Origin of the sequence: Micromonospora sp. HUAS YX12 (assembly GCF_040215685.1) — a bacterium.
GTDB lineage: Bacteria > Actinomycetota > Actinomycetes > Mycobacteriales > Micromonosporaceae > Micromonospora > Micromonospora tulbaghiae.
The window spans coordinates 6,304,858-6,321,563 of the sequence record NZ_CP157974.1 but is presented as its reverse complement, the minus strand read 5'-3'; the positions used below and the strand labels follow the sequence as shown (position 1 = coordinate 6,321,563).

Genomic DNA, 16,706 nt, shown 5'->3' with positions numbered 1-16,706 from the left:
CCCGAGGTGGAACCCGACCGGGTGGAGCGATATAGAGGTGAAGGTGGTGCCGATGAAGGTAGCGGCCGCATCTGTCAGTGCCCGCCGCCGCCATGATCGTCAGCAGTGGGATTGACCTGCACTGTCAGACGCATCCATGGTTCTGCTCTGGCCTGCAGCCGGAGACTGTGAGATCTGGCCGGTCTCACAACCGCCCTCGACCGGTGGACAGGACGCACCCCCTCGGGGCGAGGGCAGGTCTCACCGATCCGGGTCGAGGCCGCCGGGGTCGTCGTCGGGGAAGCGGTGCGGGTTGGTGGCCGGGTTGTCCGGGCCATGGTCGGACGGCAGTTCGTGCAGCCAGCGGCGCAGGCCGGGGCCGGTGGTGAGGGTCCAGGCGGGTCCGGCGGGGTGTTCGCTGTGGATCCCGGTGGCGATGGGCATGGCGGTGGGCACTCCGGCGAGGGCGTCGAGGAGGTGCTGCTCGCGGCGGCGGCCGGGAACGCGGAGAAGCACCGGGTACCGCGGCCCGTAGGCGGCGAGCTGCTCGTAGCCGCGCAGCTTGCGCAGCACCGTGCCGAGGGGTTCGGTGCCGTTGTCGTGTTCGAGGAAGAACCCGACCTCCCGGCCGCCGGCCGCCCACACGCCGTGCCCGTCGGGCTGGATACCGGAGCGGGCGAACACCGCGGTGGCGTGCTGTTCGGACCACCAGCGGGCCAACGTCGCGTTGCCGTCGCCGCGGGAGTAGGCGGCCAGGTCGATGAACAGCTGGTTGGTGCCTAGAAGGTGGCGCAGCTTGCGGCTGCCGATGATGCGTTCGGTGCGCTCGACGCTGGAACGGGGGGCGCGAACGTCGGCCCGGTTGGGGTCGTTGAACGCGCTCGGATAGACCACGACGCCGAGCGGGCCGAGGGTGTAGAGGTACTGGCCGCTGCCAGTGGTGACGTCGACGAACCGGCTGACCGCCTCCATCTGATGCAGCCGGGCCAGGCGAAGCCGGGCGGAGCGACGGGAGGGGAACAGGGCCGCCGCGATCTGGTCGGTGGACAGCACATAGTGCTCGGCGAGCCAGCGCAGCAGGTGGTGATCGCGGGCGGTGAGGCGACGCAGCCGGTCGAGACGAGCCCGGCGAGACAACGCGCGGGCAGGCGACGATGAGGCCGACGACGAACGGGAACCGGAGGTGTTGGCAGGCATGGTGGACGCTCCAAGCGGGGAGAGGGAGTCCCTCCGAGGGAGGGTGTCGGGGTTCGGCGGGACGCCCACCTCAGCGGGTGACCGCCGACGAGCGGCACTGACAGACAGGCACGGCCCGATCCGTCAGTGCCGCCTGGTGATCGGTGGTGAAGGACTGGTGAAGCCCTCACGGAAAGGGCTGACCTGGCTCGTCGACCGACGTCGACCGATCTGTCGATCTCACCCCGGGCCGCGGTTCACGCGTCGGCCGCCGGGCCGGCCTTGCTCCGGGACCGGCGGGTGTCGTCGGGTCGGGCCGAGAATCGGTCGACGAGCTGGTCGATCGCGCTGGTGTCCTGCGCCGGCACCGCCTCGGCGGCGGCCTGCCGGATTGCTGTCGCCTCGCCCACGACCGGCTTCGGCGGCCGGGTCTTGAGGGTGAACGCCGGCGTCTGCCGCCCGCCGACGACCAGGCGGCCGACGGCGGTGTAGGCGTCCAGGTGGGTCAGGTCGTGCTCGTCGAGTTCGGGCAGGGTGTGCCTCGCCAGGACGCGGGCGTCCTCCGGGGCGACGGAGAAGTACAGCTTGTTCCGGGCGTTCGCCGACGCCGCAGCCAGGAGGTCCTTCGGGAACTGGGCCAGGTCCTGGTGCGCGAGGACCATCGACAGCCGGTACTTGCGCGCCTCCGCCAGCATCGAGTCGAGACTGTTGGCGAGGGTCAGGAAGTTCTGACACTCGTCGATGATCAACGTGGCGTCCCGGCGCTTGTCCGCCGGCACGGCGGCGCGGGCGGTCGCGGCCTGCCACACCTGCGCCAGCACGAGAGAGCCGAGCAGCTTGCTCGTATCCTCACCGAGCTGCCCTTTCGGGATTCTGACGAGGAGGGCACCACCGTCGAGGACCTCGCCCATGTCGAAGCTGGAGCGGGGGTAGCGCATTGTGCGCTTGACGAAGTCGCGCAGCAGGAACGCCCGCAACCTCGCGAGGACGGGCCCGATGACCTGGGAGCGCAGGGCCGGGTTGAGCTGGTCGTACCACTGCCAGAACCCGGACAGGCCGGCCGGGTCGTCCAGGCCGACGGTCATCGCCGACCGGAACTGCGCCGAGTTGAGCAGGGGCGGGATGTGCTGGAGGGTGACGTTGGCGTGCCGCAGCAGAGTCAGGCAGGCCACCCGCATGACGTCGTCCATCCGCGGCCCCCACGCCTTGGCGAAGATATTCCCGAAGATCGACACGAGGTTGTCCACGACCAGGTCCGGGTCGGTGCCGGACAGCGGGTTGAGGGTCGGCGGGTTGGGCTGGTCGGGGTCGAACAGCACCACCCGCCCGGCGACGCTCGCGGGGAGCCGGTCCAGGATGTCGAGGACCATGTCGCCGTGCGGGTCGATGACCACGGTGCCCCGCCCGGCTTTGATGTCGTCGACGGCCATGTTGACCAGCAGGGTCGTCTTCCCGGAGCCCGTCGAGCCGACCACATGCAGGTGATACCTCGCATCGGCGACGGGCAGGGCCACCGAGTGGCCACCGACTTCGGCGTCGCCGAGGACCTTCGTGCCTCGGCCGCCGGCCGGCACCGCCACGGGGGCGGGCATGGACTTCGCCCGCGCCCGATCCAGCCCCGGCACGGCCAGATCCCGCGGCAGGGCGGCCAGCACGGCCAGCTCGGGGGTGCAGGCCAGGAACCCGGCTCCAAGCCGCCGTGCGGCCAGCACGGCCACCGGCCGCCCCATGCGCGCCCGCCGCGTGAGCCGGTTGCGGCCGGCGTACACGGCGAACGACGAGGCCACCGCGTCCGCGATGCCCTGCAATCTGGCCTGCGGCCGGGAGCCGCCGCGGTGATTGTTCTTCGCGACGGCGTAGCGGACGCCGATCGTCCACAACGGGTGATTGGTCTTGTCGAGGATCGCCCGCACGTCCCGCTCCACCCCCGGGTCTCTCCGGGGCGCCGCACCCGCCGACCCGGCCCGGCTGCGCGCGGAGGATCCCGCCTGGAAGACCTCGATGAGCCACAGCAGCGGCGCCGCGGGATTCCCGACCGGCACGGCGGTCTTGCCGTCACGCAGCCGGCCCGCCGCGCGGCGGGCCCGCGCACCCCGGCGTGCGGTGGCGGGCCGGGCGAGGACCTGCACGCAGGCGTACTCGTCCGGCTTGAGCTGCGACCCCGCGGCCATCAGCGCCCGCAGCGGATCGTTGTCGTGATCCGTCCGCAACGGCAACCACTCGGCAGCCGCCGGCAGCAGCTGCCCCCCGACGGCGGCCGGCACGTCCAGTGGGATCGGCGGCGGCGCCGGGTCGTCGGTGGCGCAGGCGGCGCCGGGCCACGCGGCCCGCACAGCAGCCTCAACCGCCCGGGCCGGCACGCTCCCGGGAACCCAGATCGAGATCAGTAGCCGACGGCCGATCCACGTGTACTGCCACACCACGTGCGGGCTGCCGTACAGCAGCCGGCGCCGGCGGGACGGGGCGAGCGTGCCGTGCAGGTTCGCCCACAGCGCGGCGGCGCTGTGCGGGTCGACCTCCGGCGGTGGGGCGACCGTGACGAGGCGGGCCCGGTCGGCGTGGCGGCGGTGCCGCCACCCATCGACCAGGTTGCGCCCGGCGACATAGGCCACCAGCAGGGCGGCGGCGACGCCGACCAGCCACGGCCGGTCCACCGCCCAATCGGCGGCGTGCAGAACCCAGCGCGTGGGCGCTTCCGGCGGCAGAATGACTCCGGCGCCCGGCCCGGAAGGACTGGGCGCCGGGGTCGGCGACAGGGCACGCAGTGGTGTCACAGGTCCTCCTCTGCGTCGTCGGAGTCGAGGTCGGCGAGGTCGGACGGCGTCGTGGTCGCGAGAACATGTTCGGCCTGCGAGGAGATCGACTCGAACGCGGTCCGGTTCGTGCCGGAAATCAGCAGACCGTGCCCGACCCGGGCCGACAGCAGCATCCGCCGCTCGCCCGCGGTCAGGCCGAACGCGTCAGCGACCTGGTCGATGGCCTGCGGGGCCTGCTTGAGCAGCACCTGCGTGGCCGCATTCGACACGACGGCGTGGCCGAGGTCGGTGCCGAGCACGTCGGCGACGTCCTGGGTGATGACCGACAGGCCGGCGTTGCGCTTGCGGCCGGCCTTGCTCATCTTGAACAGGAACCGGGCGCCCTCGCCGTCGCGCATCAGCAGCCACGCCTCATCCACCACCACCAGCCGCCGGCCCTGCGGGCGGGATCCTTCGCGGGACCGCCGCCGATACTGAGGTGGGAGGTCGACCTGCCGCCAGATCTCGTCCAGCGCGAGCAGGGTGCCGACGGTGCGCAGTTCGTCCGGCAGGTGCCGCAGGCTCCAGACCACGAGGTGCCCGTCCGGGCGGGTCGTGGTCGGTGAGTCGAACAGGTCGGAGAACGACCCGGCCACCCACGGCGCCAGCCGGGCGGCCAGCTCGTGGGCGGCCGGGTTGTCGTCGGCCCGCAGTGTCGCGGCCAGATCCTTCAGCAGGGGCGCGGGCCGGTGGTGGGTGGCCGGGTCGGCGGTGATGCCCGCCTGCCGGTACACCTGCAGGATCGCCCGGTCCAGGGCAGCGCGCTCGGCGGGCGGCGGCACCTGCCCCAGCAGCACCGCGATGAGGGTGTGCAGGAACAGGCCGCGGCGGGTGAGCACGTCCGGACGGCCGTCGCCGGCCGGCAGATCCAGGGGGTTCATCTTCACGCCGGGTGCACCGAGCCGCACGATGGTGCCGCCGACCGCGTCGGCAAGGCGCAGGTATTCGTCCTCGGGGTCGACGACGGCGACCTGCACTCCCTGATACAGGTTGCGGAGCACGTCGAGTTTCACGAAGTAGGACTTGCCGGCGCCGGAGCGGGCCAGGACCACGCTGTTGTGGTTCTCCTGCGCCCACCGGTCCCACCAGACGATGCCCTGGGAGTCCGGGTTGACCCCGTACAGCACCCCGCCGGTGGTAGCGGGGTCGCCGGGCAGCGGCGCGGGCAGATCCGCGCTGGCGAGAGGGAACGCGGCCGCCAGAGCTTGGGTGTCCATGGTGCGGCGCATCTGCAGACTGTCAGTCGCAAGCGGCAGGGTGGTGGTCCAGCCGGGCAGGTGCCGCCACGTCGCGGGCTGCACCTCGATCAGGGTCGACGCGGCCGCGGCCTTCACCTGCGCACACGCGTCGAGGAGTTCGGCTTCGGTGCGGGCGTGCACAGTCAGGTACAGGCCGACGCGAAACAGCTTCGCCGCCCCCCGTGCCAGGCGCTCGGCGAGGTCGGCCGCGTCGTCGGCGGCGGCCTCCACGGACGGATCGGCCAACTTCCCCTTCTCGGCATCGGCCCGCCGGGACGACTCGAACCGGGCGCGCTGGTTGCGCAGCCGGGACGCCGCCACCGGCGCGGGGATCGGGTCGACGTACAACGCGAGGTCGAGGCGGCCCGGCCAGGACAGCAGCGGCTCCAGCCACGCCGGCCCGACCTCGGCCGGATACCCGGTCACCACCAGCGTGGCGGCGTAGCCGTCTCCGACTCGCAGGAACCGGGGCGTGACCTCCACCGAAGCAGGTGCCACCGCCGCCGCCAGTCCTGCGGACGGCGGGCTGGCGCTGGGGTTGTCGTCGTGCGGGGCGCGTCGGCGCCTGACGGAGATCACGATGTCCTCCTGGTGCGTGGCCTCCTGGCCGGAGGGCCGGTGATGGTGGTGTGGGGTGCGGCGAGTCCGCCGGGGCGGGACGGCCGGTACGGGTCGGCGGCGGCGGCCAGGGCAGCGGTCGCGGCGTGGCCGTCCAACGCGCGGGTGGTGACGCCCAGCCCGGACAGCGCCCGGACCGTCTGGTCGGCGCGGCGCCGGGCCGCGTGCTCTCCCCGTTCGCCGCTGGTGGTGCGGGTGACGATGAGGACCTGCCGGCGCAACGGATCCCGCCGCTGCGCGAGGTCGTCGAGGAACCGGGCGTGGTCGGCCGCCGCGTCTGCGAGAGCCGGGTGCGGCATGGCGTCCGCCGCCTGGGCCAGGGTGTGGGCGGCGGAGTGCAGGTCGACCGGCTGCGCCGACACCACGATCTGCGTCGGCGTGGACAGGCTGTTGAGCCACCGGCCGAACGTGTCGACCAGGGCAGCCTGCTCGTCAGCGGTACGCAACGCGAGGTTGACGCTGGTCGCCGCGACGATCGCCGCCTTCACCGCTCCGAGGCTGATCTCCCCGCGGTCGTCGATGGCGTCGGCCGGCAACCTCAGCGGCGCCGGCAGTGTCACCTTCGACGCCGGGGCCTGCACCCAGTCGGGTGTCTTGGCGGTGGTGTCGGTGGTGGACAACGCGCGCGGCGCCCGCCAGTGCCGTACCGCGCAGGCCAGCCACACGTCCATGGGCAGTCCGTCGCGGCGGCTGACAGCGAGGCCGAACACCAGGCCGCCGAGCACGACGCCCGCGCCGAGCAGCACCGGTGCGGGCACGACGGTGTGCAGGGCCTTCCCGCCGCCGTAGAAGACGACGGCGGCCACCGCCACGATCGCGAGTTGCCGGAACGTCAGCCCGTAGAGCACCTTGTCCGGCGCGTCCACGTCGGCGGGAACCCGTGCCCCATACAGCCCGTCAGTTGCGTCGGGTTTCGGACTCATTGGTGATCACTCATCCTTTCCATCCGTTGAGGGGGCAGAGCCTGGTTGTGCTGTTTACGCAGCGCAGGCGGCATGGTCTGTTCTTCGTGTGTGAGGTCGAGGGGAGGCGGCGCATCACGGTGGCGCAGGACTGGACCGACCGTGGTGTGCCGGCGTCGTCGGATCGGCTGGCGGTGGAGGGTTTGTCGGCGGCGCGGGCGCTGATCGACAAGATCGATCCAGCGTCGGTGGTGACGGATTCCCATGAACAGGCTCCTGACAGTGATGGGTGTGATGGCAGACCAAGTGGGCCGGGAAGGGGGACAGTTGAGCGGGTGGGACGTTCGCCAGGCCGTGATGGTCGTGGCGAACATGGTCGAGTCGCTGCTGCACGGAGCCGGCGATGAACCCGACCTCGAAGATCACGGCGAGTCACCTGTCCCGGCTGGCGATCGTCTATGTGCGGCAGTCGACGTCGGCGCAGGTGCGGCAGAACACCGAGTCGACGCAGCGCCAGTACGCGCTGGCGTCGACCGCCGCCGAGCTCGGGTGGCTGGCCGAGCAGATCGTCATCGTCGACGCCGACCTGGGCGTGTCCGGGCGGTTCGGGTCCGAGCGGGAGGGCTACCGGGAGATCGTGGCCCGGTTGTGCATGGGGGAGGTCGGCGCGGTGTTCGGCCTGGAGGTGTCCCGGCTGGGCCGCTCGAACGCCGACCTGACGAGGTTGATGGAGCTGGCGCGGCTGACCGACACGCTGCTGATCGACACCGACGGCGTGTACGACCTGGCCAACGTCAACGACCGGATTCTGCTGGGCCTCAAGGGCCAGATGTCGGAGATCGAGCTGCACTTCCTGCTCGGTCGGTTGCACGGGGCGAAGGTGGCCGCGGCGCACCGTGGAGAGCTGCGCCATCCGTTGCCGGTCGGGTACGTCTACGACGAGGACGGCCAGATCGTCAAAGACCCCGACGAGCAGGTCCGCCGCGCCGTGGAGGACCTGTTCGCGGAGTTCCAGCGGACGGGCTCGGCGTTGAAGACTGTCCGCGCGTTCCACGAAACGGGGCGGTTGTTCCCGCAGCGGGCCTGGGCCGGGGCGTGGGCGGGGACGATCAAGTGGGGCAAGCTCACCCACGCTCGGGTAGCGCAGGCGCTGAAGAACCCGACCTATGCCGGTGTCTACACCTTCGGCAAGACCCGCGAAGTACGGCGGGTGCTGCCCGACGGCACGGTGCGCTCCACCCGCCGACGCCGGGCACGAGAAGACTGGGCGGTCCTGATTCAGGATCACCACGAGGGGTATGTGACCTGGGCGGAGTTCCTGGCCACGGAGGCCAAGCTCGCGGCGAACAACACCGGGCGCGGGGCCCGGCCGGTGCGGGAAGGCACCGCCCTGTGTCAGGGCATCATCCTGTGTGGTACCTGCGGAGGGCGGGTCGGGACCCGCTGCAGCCGCAAGGACAGCAAGGTGACCTACCTGTGTGCCGAGCCCACCGCCGGCTGCCGGACCGTCATCGCCGACACCGTCGACGACGCGGTCGCCGCGTTGCTGCTGAAAACCGTGACCCCGCAACAGATCCAGGTCGCGTTAGCCGCCGCGGATGAGGTCGCCGACCGGCAGGTGCGCACCCACAGGGCCGCTGAACTGGCCGTGGAACGGGCCCGCTACGAGGCCGACCGCGCCGAACGCGCCTTCGGCCAGGTCGAGCCGGAAAACCGTTTGGTGGCAAAGACATTGGAGTCGCGGTGGGAGGCCAAACTCGCCGCTCTCGCCGAGGCGGAGGCCGCGCTGGCGACCGCCCGCGCGGTCAAACCGCCGGTGCCGGACCACGACGCACTGCGCGCCCTGGCCGCCGATTTGCCCCGGCTGTGGGATGCGCCGACCACCAGTCCACGTGACCGCAAGCGCCTGCTACGCACGCTGATCGCCGACGTCACGCTCCTGCTAGAGCAGGATTCCGACATCGTTCGGATCGGCGTGCGCTGGCACACCGGCGCCACCGACGAGCTCGTCGTGCAACGGCGCGGGCCCGGCCGCACTCCGCCCGAGGCACTGGAGATCATCCGCAAGCATGGTGCCACCCACAGCAACGTGCAGATCGCCAAGATGCTCAACGACGCCGGCCTGCGGACCGGCAAGAACCTGCGCTTCACCCCTCGCCACGTCGCGGGGGTGCGCGGCATCTACAAGATCTTCACGTCGCGGACGATGGCCGTGCGGGACGGGGAGATCAGCGTCAAACAGGCCGCCCAGCTGCTGGGCATCCCCGCCGACGCGATCTACAACTGGCTGCGCCACGGGCAGGTCCCCGCCCACAGCCGCGCGAGACGCTGGTGCATCCCCTGGGACTCCGCGACGCAGGAGGTCTACCGGAAGAAGGTCGCGGGCTCGTTCCGGCTCAAGCCGAACCCGCCCGTGGCCGCCACCGGCGATGCCGGCAGCTAGCTCGTGCGCGGGGCCGGGTGTGTCACGCCCAGGCTCGTCGCGGCCTGGAACATCTCGACCCAATGGCCGACGCCATCGCCGTACGGCTGCTCACGCAGGCCCCTGCGGCTCGACCCTGGCCTACGAGATCGCGTTCCTCGTACGTACTCTGCCGTTCTGCTCACCATCGGGCAGCCGTCGACGACCCGCATCGGACGCCACTAGATGATTGAGTCCGAAGTCTGTACGGCAGCGTGGGCTTGACTCGGACGCGGCGAAGGGTATCGCGTACGACCATTGACCAGCCCGAACTTCGGACTCAATCATCTAAAGTCTGGCCGAGCTGGTCTACCTGGGACTGGAGTTCCAGAGATCCTTCGCGCCTCGAACACCCCCGCGGGGGTCGGATGCGACGCCGCGCACGTCAGCACATCCCGTCGGCGCGACCTGCTCGGCCGGCCGGTGGGGGCGGTTGCGCAGGCACCGGACCGGACCATCCTCCACCATCCGGCGGACTGGACGCACCGTCCGGCCCACTCGCAGATCGACGGATTACCGATACCCGGTACGGCCTTCGTCGACAACGCTGGGCGTGATGGCCGCGCCGACTGCGCCTCCCGAAGGCTCCTCTACCGAGATAGCCCACGCTGGTGCCTACTGTCCTGGGAAGCCGGTTTGGGTGTACCGCAATGCATGGCAGCCCGGAGTAGTTCTTGACGCATCTCCGCGCGCGGTGCTGGTCCGCTACCGCTACTACGGACGGGCACTCGGCGTCGACACTGCTCTGCCCTATCAGGTGGCTTCACGCGACGAAGCGGACCCACTCATCGATGGCACCACCCCTTGAACCGCCGGATGTCACGTTGAGCCGGGTCGGCCGACGCGGATAGCACCGCCTTTTCCATGTTCGCTGGGCGGGCGAACACGCGGGGCAGGTTGGCATGCCGTTCAAGGTGCGCTTGACGCATCCGTCGGCGTCACGGTCGGTCGTGGACGGTTCACGTGGTGGTGGCGAGGAGTTGTTCGCTGAGGGTTTGGTTGAGTTTTCTCAGCTGTTGTGAGGTTTCCGTCTTTTCGATGAGGTTCTTGAGGAGGCACTGGATGCAGGTCGCGGCGGCGATGGCGGTGGCCCAGTCGGTGAGGTGTTCGTAGCCGGCGATGGCGAGCTTGGTGATGCGTTGAGCGGCGTTGAGAGCGAACAGGTCACGGACGGCGTCGTTGTGGGGGGTGCGGAGGAAGACTTGGAAATCGTCCTGGACTCCGCGGATGGGCGCGGATCGGGTGTGCAGGGGTGCGGTGCCGAGGTGGCGCAGGCAGGCGTCCATCCGATCGGAGTGGCGCTCGCTGGCGTCGGCCATGTCCTCGATGATGCGTTTGAGCGTGCTGTCCTGGATGCGGGTGCCGATCAGGAGACCGAGAATGGAACGCGCCTGGTGTTCCAGGTCCTGCATGGCCGCGAGCTCGTAGAAGAAGATCTCGTTGGCGGTCTCCACCGCTTCACCCTCCTTTGGCCGGTGCCGGCCCTTTCATCAGCTGCGGGAGGCGCTGTCTCGTTCGTTGTGGTTGGTGTCCGGTCGTCGGCGGCCGAGGGCGTCGACGACTCCCCACCGGCCGGGGATGTCCAGCAGTTCGATGCGGTTGATGCTGTCGGGGAGCGCCGGGTCGACGACGAGATGGTCACCGTGGGGTTGCAGGCCGAGCATCACCCGTATGAGCAGCAGCGGCGTTCCGGCGGACCACGCCTGCGGGCTGCAGGCGGTGGGGTACTGCACGGGGTACTTCGTTCGCTTCCGATCGTATCCGGCGAACGCCTCCGGAAGGCGGCCTTCGAAGTATCGGGCGGCGTCGAGCATCGCCTGGCAGACGATGGCGGCTTCCTCCCGGAACCCGTACCGCCACAGGCCCCAGGCGATGATCGAGTTGTCGAACGGCCATACCGTCCCGACGTGGTATCCGAGGTGGTTGTAGCGGCCGTTGCCGGTGGCGAGGGTACGGATTCCCCAGCCGGAGAACAGCCGCGGCCCGAGCAGGTGGCCGACAATGTCGGCGGCCCGCTGCTGGTCGACGATGCCGCTCCAGAGCAGATGCCCGATGTTGGAGGACAGGGCATCGACCTGCCCGCCCTCGGCGTCCAGGGCCAGGGCGTAGTACCGTCCGTCGCCGACCCAGAAGTCGCGGTTGAACCGGTCCTTGAGCTCGGCCGCCTCGTGTTCCAGCCGCTGCGCGTAGGCGGGATCGTCCCACAGCAGCCGGGCGAGCCGGGCGCCGCGCATCTTCGCGTCGTAGGCGTACCCCTGCAACTCGCAGGTGGCTCTCGGGAAGGCGGGCAGCCGGCCGTCGGCGTAGGAGATCGAGTCCCAGGAGTCCTTCCAGCACTGATTCTGCAATCCTGTCTCGGGGTTGCGCGTCTGGTACCACACGTATCCGGTGCCGAGCAGGTCGCCGTAGGTGTCGATCCAGTCGAGTGCCGCGCGGGCCTCCATCTCGAACCGTTTCGGAAGTGTGTCGTCGCCGGTCCACCGGTGGTACTCGTCGAGGAGGATCACGAACAGCATCGTCGAGTCGGCGGAGCCGAAGTAGGGCGAGTGCGGTTGTTCTGCGAAGCCCGCTGACTCTCCGTAGCGCAGTTCGTGCAGGATCTTGCCGGGCTCCTCGTCGCGGAAGTCATCGAAACGGGACCCTTGGGCCAGTGCCAGCGCGGTGATGGTCGGCGGCGTGAGACGCGGCAGGAAGGGCAGGGACTGCAGGCAGGTGAACATGCTGTCGCGGCCGAACAGGGTCATGAACCACGGCAGGCCAGCGGCGACCAGGTGAGTGGCGGTGCTGACCGAGGTGTACCGCAACGCGGCGAGGTCCGTGAGGCTTCGACGGTAGGTGGACGTGAGCGTCTCGCTGTCGCTAACCAGCCGCGGTGTGGCGTCCAGCCATCTGGTCAGCGCCTCGGCGATCTGCGCCGCGGACCGGGGACGGTGCAGCCGCAGGCTGTCCCGGAAGTCCCGCCCCTGCGCGCCCAGGATGTTCGTCGCCACATGGAAACGGGTGCGCCACTCCGCGTGCGCGGGAACCTGAATCCGGAAAGTCATGCCGTGCTCATCGACATCGCCGGCCACGCTGCTAGACACCACCGTCTGGCGTTCGAAGCTGCCCCGACGGTAGGTGAAACACAGCAGGCCGTCGCGGACGGTGACGGTGACCGGCGCGACCTTGCGGGTCGGGTTCTTGATCTCGAACAAGTCCGCGAAATCCGCGCCCATCTCGACCCTGACCACCAGTTCCGCCGGCTCGTTGCCCTCGTTGAGCACCGCGAGATCCTCATCGAAGCTCCCGCCGATCGTGCGGTGACGGATCACGGAGATGTCGGTGTCCACGTAGTGGGTCGGCTCACCGGGCACGAGGAAGAACCGGCTCTCGTAGTACTGCAGGTCATCCACTGACAATGCGGTGAGCCGGCCACCGTTGATGGTCAACTGCCAGGTGGACAAGAAGCGGGTGTCGTAGGAGAACAAGCCCGTGGGAAAGGCCGGCGAGGGATCCACATCCCCCTGCCGGTCGCTGACCAGAAACGTGTTGCCGTCAAGAATGTTGACCAACGGCTTCATGCCCGCTCCGCTGGTGTGCTGCGGGCGATGGTCTCGTCCATCCGCTCCCGCCAACGACTGCCACCGACCACGTCCCTCGGGTCACCCGACCCTGGCGCGGAGGGAAAAAACCGCCTCAACACCAACAACAGCGCGACTTCCCCCACCACCGTCGCCTCGTTACGCAGCAACGCGGCGATCAACTGATCACCACCCGTGATCAAGTCGTGGAACAGGCCAGCCGACAGCACCACCGTGGCATCGGCCGGCTCGCTGCCCCTGTCCACGACGACACCCCGGTCACGCATCGCCACCCGCCAGAACTCCCCGCCGTCACCCACCTCCACCTTGATCAACACCACTCCGGCGACCCAGCAGGGAAGCACCCGCCCCGCCCGCGACGACAGAGACCGGAAAAACGTCTCCCGCTCCCGCGTGAGCTCCCGTCCCGAGGGCGACATGACCCCATCGTAGGCGCGACACGAGCCACCACCCGGACGAACGCCGAACCCACACGACACGAATCGAGCCTCAGCCCCGTCAACAACACCCGTGCGTATGCCCGGGGCTGTCTCGCTAACGGTCCCGTCCCCGCAACTGTGGTGATTCACTCGTTAGCGCGCCGACCCGATGTGCGTCCACCCGCACGAGTACGGGTGGTTCACAGTGAAGCCGACACGCGAACTTTTGGGCGCCACAGTGATCCGGCACCTGGCCGCCAACACCCCGACCGGGGTACCGGCCCTGCGACTGATCGACTCCACGCCCGTGCCCTGCGGAGCCTCCCGCGAGACCGCCAAACGTTGCGACCTGGCAGGCGACGCCGGCTACGGCTACTGCGCCTCCCACTCCCGCTACTTCTGGGGCATGCACCTGTATCTGGTCACGACCGTCGAGGGCATGCCGGTGAGCTGGTGCCTGGCCACCCGAAACTCGACGAACGCGAGGTGACCAGGGCCCTGCTGGAAGTCGATCACCACCTCGTCCAGTCCGGCCAGGTAATCCTGGCCGACCGGGGCTTCGCCGGTCAGGCGTTCGAGGCGTTCCTCGACGACCTCAATGCCCACCTGGTCCGCCCCGCCCGCAAGGACATCCGACCCCCGCCGTGAGTCCCACCGAACAGCGCCTGCTACACGTGCGCCAGTGGATCGAAGCGATCTTCGACACGCTCAATGGCCACTGCGGCGGCGACTGCGGCACCGGCGCCGAGGGCGACACCGCCCTGGATGAACCCGCCGATCCCGCCGAGGACTCCGGTAAGGATGAGTAGGTGGGTGGTGCAGCAGGCGGCCATGGCGGCCACGCCGCCGGCGGCTGCGGCCGTCGGGGCGGCGGAGGGCCGGTTGCGTATCGTCATCGGGTGCCGTCTTCGGGGCTGGGGGTGATGCGTATGCAGGCGGCCAGGGCGGCGGCGTTGTCGGCCGCGAGGGAGCGGGCTTGCAGGATGAGGTCGGCGACGCGGGGGTCGGTGGCGGTGTAGAAGGTGCGTCGGCCGTCGCGGCGGGCGGTGACGTAGCCGCAGTCGGCCAGGCAGGCCAGGTGGGTGGAGACCCGGCCCTGGGCCAGGCCGACGTGGGCGACGCACTCGCCGACGGTGTGCTCGTCGTGGAGGAGGAACTCCAGCAGCCGCAGCCGGGTCGGGTCACCCAGGGCGCGGAAGAACTTGGCGACCATCTCCACCCCGCCTGCCTCGTCGGGCAGCAGGATGATCCGGCCGCGGGAATCCTGACCCACCAACCAATCCCCTATTCATCCGGATATCAAGATGGGAGCGTAGCATCTTCCCATCTGGGTAACAGGGCTCGGCTGAGCGGGGTGGAGGACAGGGGTCATGGCGTACGACCTGGCGATCGTGGGCTCCGGCGGTGGGGCGTTCGCGGCGGCCATCGCGGCCCGACGACGTGACCTGTCGGTGGTGATGGTCGAGCAGGGCACGGTCGGCGGCACGTGCGTGAACACCGGCTGTGTGCCGTCGAAGGCGCTGCTGGCCGCGGCCGACGCCCGGCACACCGCGCTCGCCGCCGGCCGGTTTCCCGGCCTGCGGCCGGCGGAACCGGTGGTGGACTTCGCGGCGCTGATCGCCGGCAAACGCGGCATGGTCGAGACGATGCGCGCGGACAAGTACGTGGATCTGGCCGCCGAGTACGGCTGGCAGATCCTGGCCGGCACGGCCCGCTTCACCGGCGACCCTGACCAGCCGCGCCTGGCGGTGGAACAGGCCGACGGGGGCACCCGCGCGATCGAGGCCACGCACTACGTGGTGGCCACCGGATCGGCGCCGTGGACGCCGCCGATCGCCGGGCTCGCCGACGCCGGCTACCTGACCTCCACCACGGCGATGGACCTCGACCGGCTTCCCGAGTCGATGATCGTCATCGGCGGCAACGCGATCGGCCTGGAACAAGCACAACTGTTCGCCCGCCTCGGCACACGGGTCACCGTCGTGGAGACCGTGGACCGGCTCGCGCCGTTCGAGGAGCCGGAAATCTCGACGGCCATCGAGGGCGTGTTCGCCGACGAGGACATCACCGTGCACACCGGCGCCACCGTCACCGCCGTCGCCCGCAAGGCCGCCGGCTACTCACTCACCCTCACCACCAGTACCGGCACCCTGGAGTTGGCCGCCGAGCAGCTGCTGGTCGCCACCGGCCGCCGCCCCCTCACCCGGGGCCTGAACCTCGACCAGGTGGGGGTCACGGTCGGCCGGCGGGGCGAGATCATCGTCGACGAGCACCTATGCACCAGCAACCGGCGCATCTGGGCCGCCGGCGACGTCACGGGGCATCCGCAGTTCGTGTACGTGGCGGGCGCACACGGCGCCCTGATCGTGGACAACGCCTTCGACGACGCCGACCGCAGCATGGACTACACCCACCTGCCGCGGGTCACCTTCACCACCCCAGCGATCGCCTCAGTCGGGCTCACCGACGCCCAAGCCGCCGAGCAGGGCCTGGACTGCGAATGCCGCGTCCTGCCCCTGGACTACGTGCCACGAGCGATCGTCAACCGCGACACCCGCGGCCTCATCAAGATCGTCGCCGAGCGCGGCAGCGGCCGCATCCGGGGAGTGCACGTCCTAGCAGACAACGCCGGTGACGTCATCGCCGCCGCCGTCTACGCGGTGCAAGCCGGCATGACCGTGGCGCAGATGGCCGACACCTGGTGCCCCTACCTCACCATGGCCGAAGGCCTGAAACTCGCCGCCCAAACCTTCACCCGCGACGTGGCCAAGCTGTCCTGCTGCGCCTCCTGACCGCCCGCCTGGGACAGCGGCACTGCCGAATTCGGCGCCCTCCTGCACGCCCACGACATCCCCGGGTAGTCACCGGCGAGGCCGGATACCAGCGGCACCGCGCCCACCACCGAAGGAGACCGCACGATGAGGCTCACCGAGACGATCAAGGACCTGGCCGTCGCACCGGCAGCCGGCTACGCGGCGACCAAAGTGATGGACCCGATCAGCATGAAGCTGTACCAGCTCGAATCCGACGCCGACCGCAAGCGGGAAGACACCGCCCGCCCCGGCCTGCCCTACGAGATCGCCGCCGCCAAGACCCTGCGCCTGCTCGGCGTCGACCTACGCGGCACGGCACGGCAGCGGGCGGGGATGGCCATCCACTACGGCCTGGCGATCAGCTGGGCGCCGGTCTACTCGGTGCTACGACGCACCACCGGCCTCAACCCGGTGCTGGCCGGTCTGGCCTCCGGCGCGGTCATGTCCCTCATCGTCGACGAGGGCCTCACCCCAGCGCTACGATTCTCCGCCCCCAACCGGGCCTACCCCCTGGCCACCCACCTGCGCGGGTTCGTCGCCCACCTCGCCTACGGCCTGACCGTAGCCGCCGTGACCGAAACCGCGTGGAAACTGACCCGCCGACGCCCCTGACCACCAACCACGCAGATCAACCATGCGGCGACGGCAACCCAGCAGCAGATTGCCCTTCCCGTACACCCGCTGAACCTGACCCGTCTGCCTGGCCACCCGCCGCTCCCCGCGA

The 16,706-nt window shown here is 70.2% G+C and carries 12 protein-coding genes and 1 pseudogene; 5 read left to right on the top strand and 8 right to left on the bottom strand.

Going from position 1 to position 16,706, the window contains the following annotated elements:
- Nucleotides 1-240: 240 nt before the first annotated feature.
- The 4 genes from ABIH81_RS29960 to ABIH81_RS29945 form a co-directional block, all read right to left on the bottom strand.
- Nucleotides 241-1,056 (bottom strand): replication-relaxation family protein, encoded by an 816-nt coding sequence (locus ABIH81_RS29960; RefSeq protein WP_349881243.1) that lies wholly within the window; start codon nt 1,054-1,056, stop codon nt 241-243.
- Nucleotides 1,057-1,412: 356 nt separating this feature from the next.
- Nucleotides 1,413-3,929: a DUF87 domain-containing protein gene (locus ABIH81_RS29955; protein WP_349878197.1), complete on the bottom strand. Its 2,517-nt coding sequence runs from the start codon at nt 3,927-3,929 to the stop codon at nt 1,413-1,415.
- Nucleotides 3,926-5,698 (bottom strand): ATP-binding protein, encoded by a 1,773-nt coding sequence (locus ABIH81_RS29950; protein WP_349881242.1) that lies wholly within the window; start codon nt 5,696-5,698, stop codon nt 3,926-3,928. The genes ABIH81_RS29955 and ABIH81_RS29950 overlap by 4 nt, the downstream gene beginning before the upstream one ends.
- Nucleotides 5,699-5,763: 65 nt before the next feature.
- Nucleotides 5,764-6,729, bottom strand: coding sequence for a PrgI family protein (locus ABIH81_RS29945; protein WP_349878196.1), 966 nt, complete (start codon nt 6,727-6,729; stop codon nt 5,764-5,766).
- On the opposite strand from ABIH81_RS29945, the gene ABIH81_RS29940 reads away from it, so the two are divergent.
- Both ABIH81_RS29940 and ABIH81_RS29935 read left to right on the top strand, forming a co-directional pair.
- Nucleotides 6,687-7,115, top strand: a complete 429-nt coding sequence (locus ABIH81_RS29940; protein WP_349878195.1) for a DUF5372 family protein — start codon at nt 6,687-6,689, stop codon at nt 7,113-7,115. The two genes, ABIH81_RS29945 and ABIH81_RS29940, sit on opposite strands and share 43 nt — an antisense overlap.
- A complete protein-coding gene (locus ABIH81_RS29935; protein WP_328853271.1) occupies nt 7,112-9,151 on the top strand; it encodes a recombinase family protein in 2,040 nt (679 codons plus the stop codon). Before ABIH81_RS29940 ends, ABIH81_RS29935 begins: the two co-directional genes overlap by 4 nt.
- A 977-nt stretch (nt 9,152-10,128) precedes the next feature.
- Here the strand turns inward: ABIH81_RS29935 and ABIH81_RS29930 are convergent.
- From ABIH81_RS29930 to ABIH81_RS29920, 3 genes are read right to left on the bottom strand one after another with little or no spacing between them, the layout of a single operon-like run.
- On the bottom strand, nt 10,129-10,623 hold the full coding sequence (locus ABIH81_RS29930; RefSeq protein WP_349878194.1) for a DUF892 family protein: 495 nt from the start codon (nt 10,621-10,623) through the stop codon (nt 10,129-10,131).
- A 36-nt stretch (nt 10,624-10,659) separates the two neighbouring features.
- Nucleotides 10,660-12,729: a glycogen debranching N-terminal domain-containing protein gene (locus ABIH81_RS29925; RefSeq protein ID WP_349878193.1), complete on the bottom strand. Its 2,070-nt coding sequence runs from the start codon at nt 12,727-12,729 to the stop codon at nt 10,660-10,662.
- The gene (locus ABIH81_RS29920; protein ID WP_349878192.1) at nt 12,726-13,064 is read right to left on the bottom strand and encodes an SCP2 sterol-binding domain-containing protein; all 339 of its coding nucleotides are present in this window, start codon (nt 13,062-13,064) and stop codon (nt 12,726-12,728) included. The genes ABIH81_RS29925 and ABIH81_RS29920 overlap by 4 nt, the downstream gene beginning before the upstream one ends.
- A 328-nt stretch (nt 13,065-13,392) precedes the next feature.
- On the opposite strand from ABIH81_RS29920, the pseudogene ABIH81_RS29915 reads away from it, so the two are divergent.
- Nucleotides 13,393-13,885, top strand: a pseudogene (locus ABIH81_RS29915) (transposase); the annotation flags it as partial.
- 176 nt (nt 13,886-14,061) lie between these two features.
- Here the strand turns inward: ABIH81_RS29915 and ABIH81_RS29910 are convergent.
- The gene (locus ABIH81_RS29910) at nt 14,062-14,442 is read right to left on the bottom strand and encodes a metalloregulator ArsR/SmtB family transcription factor (RefSeq protein WP_349878191.1); all 381 of its coding nucleotides are present in this window, start codon (nt 14,440-14,442) and stop codon (nt 14,062-14,064) included.
- A gap of 97 nt (nt 14,443-14,539) precedes the next feature.
- Between ABIH81_RS29910 and merA the strand changes: the two genes are divergently transcribed.
- Entirely contained in the window at nt 14,540-15,961 is a 1,422-nt protein-coding gene (gene merA, locus ABIH81_RS29905; RefSeq protein WP_349878190.1) for a mercury(II) reductase, read from the top strand.
- Nucleotides 15,962-16,087: 126 nt separating this feature from the next.
- Nucleotides 16,088-16,594, top strand: coding sequence for a DUF1440 domain-containing protein (locus ABIH81_RS29900; protein ID WP_349878189.1), 507 nt, complete (start codon nt 16,088-16,090; stop codon nt 16,592-16,594).
- Nucleotides 16,595-16,706: the final 112 nt, after the last annotated feature.

What these genes read in the sequence shown, in the direction of transcription:
- ABIH81_RS29935 (WP_328853271.1), top strand. Translation starts at nt 7,112, where the DNA reads ATGAACCCGACCTCGAAGATCACGGCGAGTCACCTGTCCCGGCTGGCG.
- merA (WP_349878190.1), top strand. Translation starts at nt 14,540, where the DNA reads ATGGCGTACGACCTGGCGATCGTGGGCTCCGGCGGTGGGGCGTTCGCG.
- ABIH81_RS29925 (WP_349878193.1), bottom strand. Translation starts at nt 12,729, where the DNA reads ATGAAGCCGTTGGTCAACATTCTTGACGGCAACACGTTTCTGGTCAGC.
- ABIH81_RS29900 (WP_349878189.1), top strand. Translation starts at nt 16,088, where the DNA reads ATGAGGCTCACCGAGACGATCAAGGACCTGGCCGTCGCACCGGCAGCC.
- ABIH81_RS29945 (WP_349878196.1), bottom strand. Translation starts at nt 6,729, where the DNA reads ATGAGTCCGAAACCCGACGCAACTGACGGGCTGTATGGGGCACGGGTT.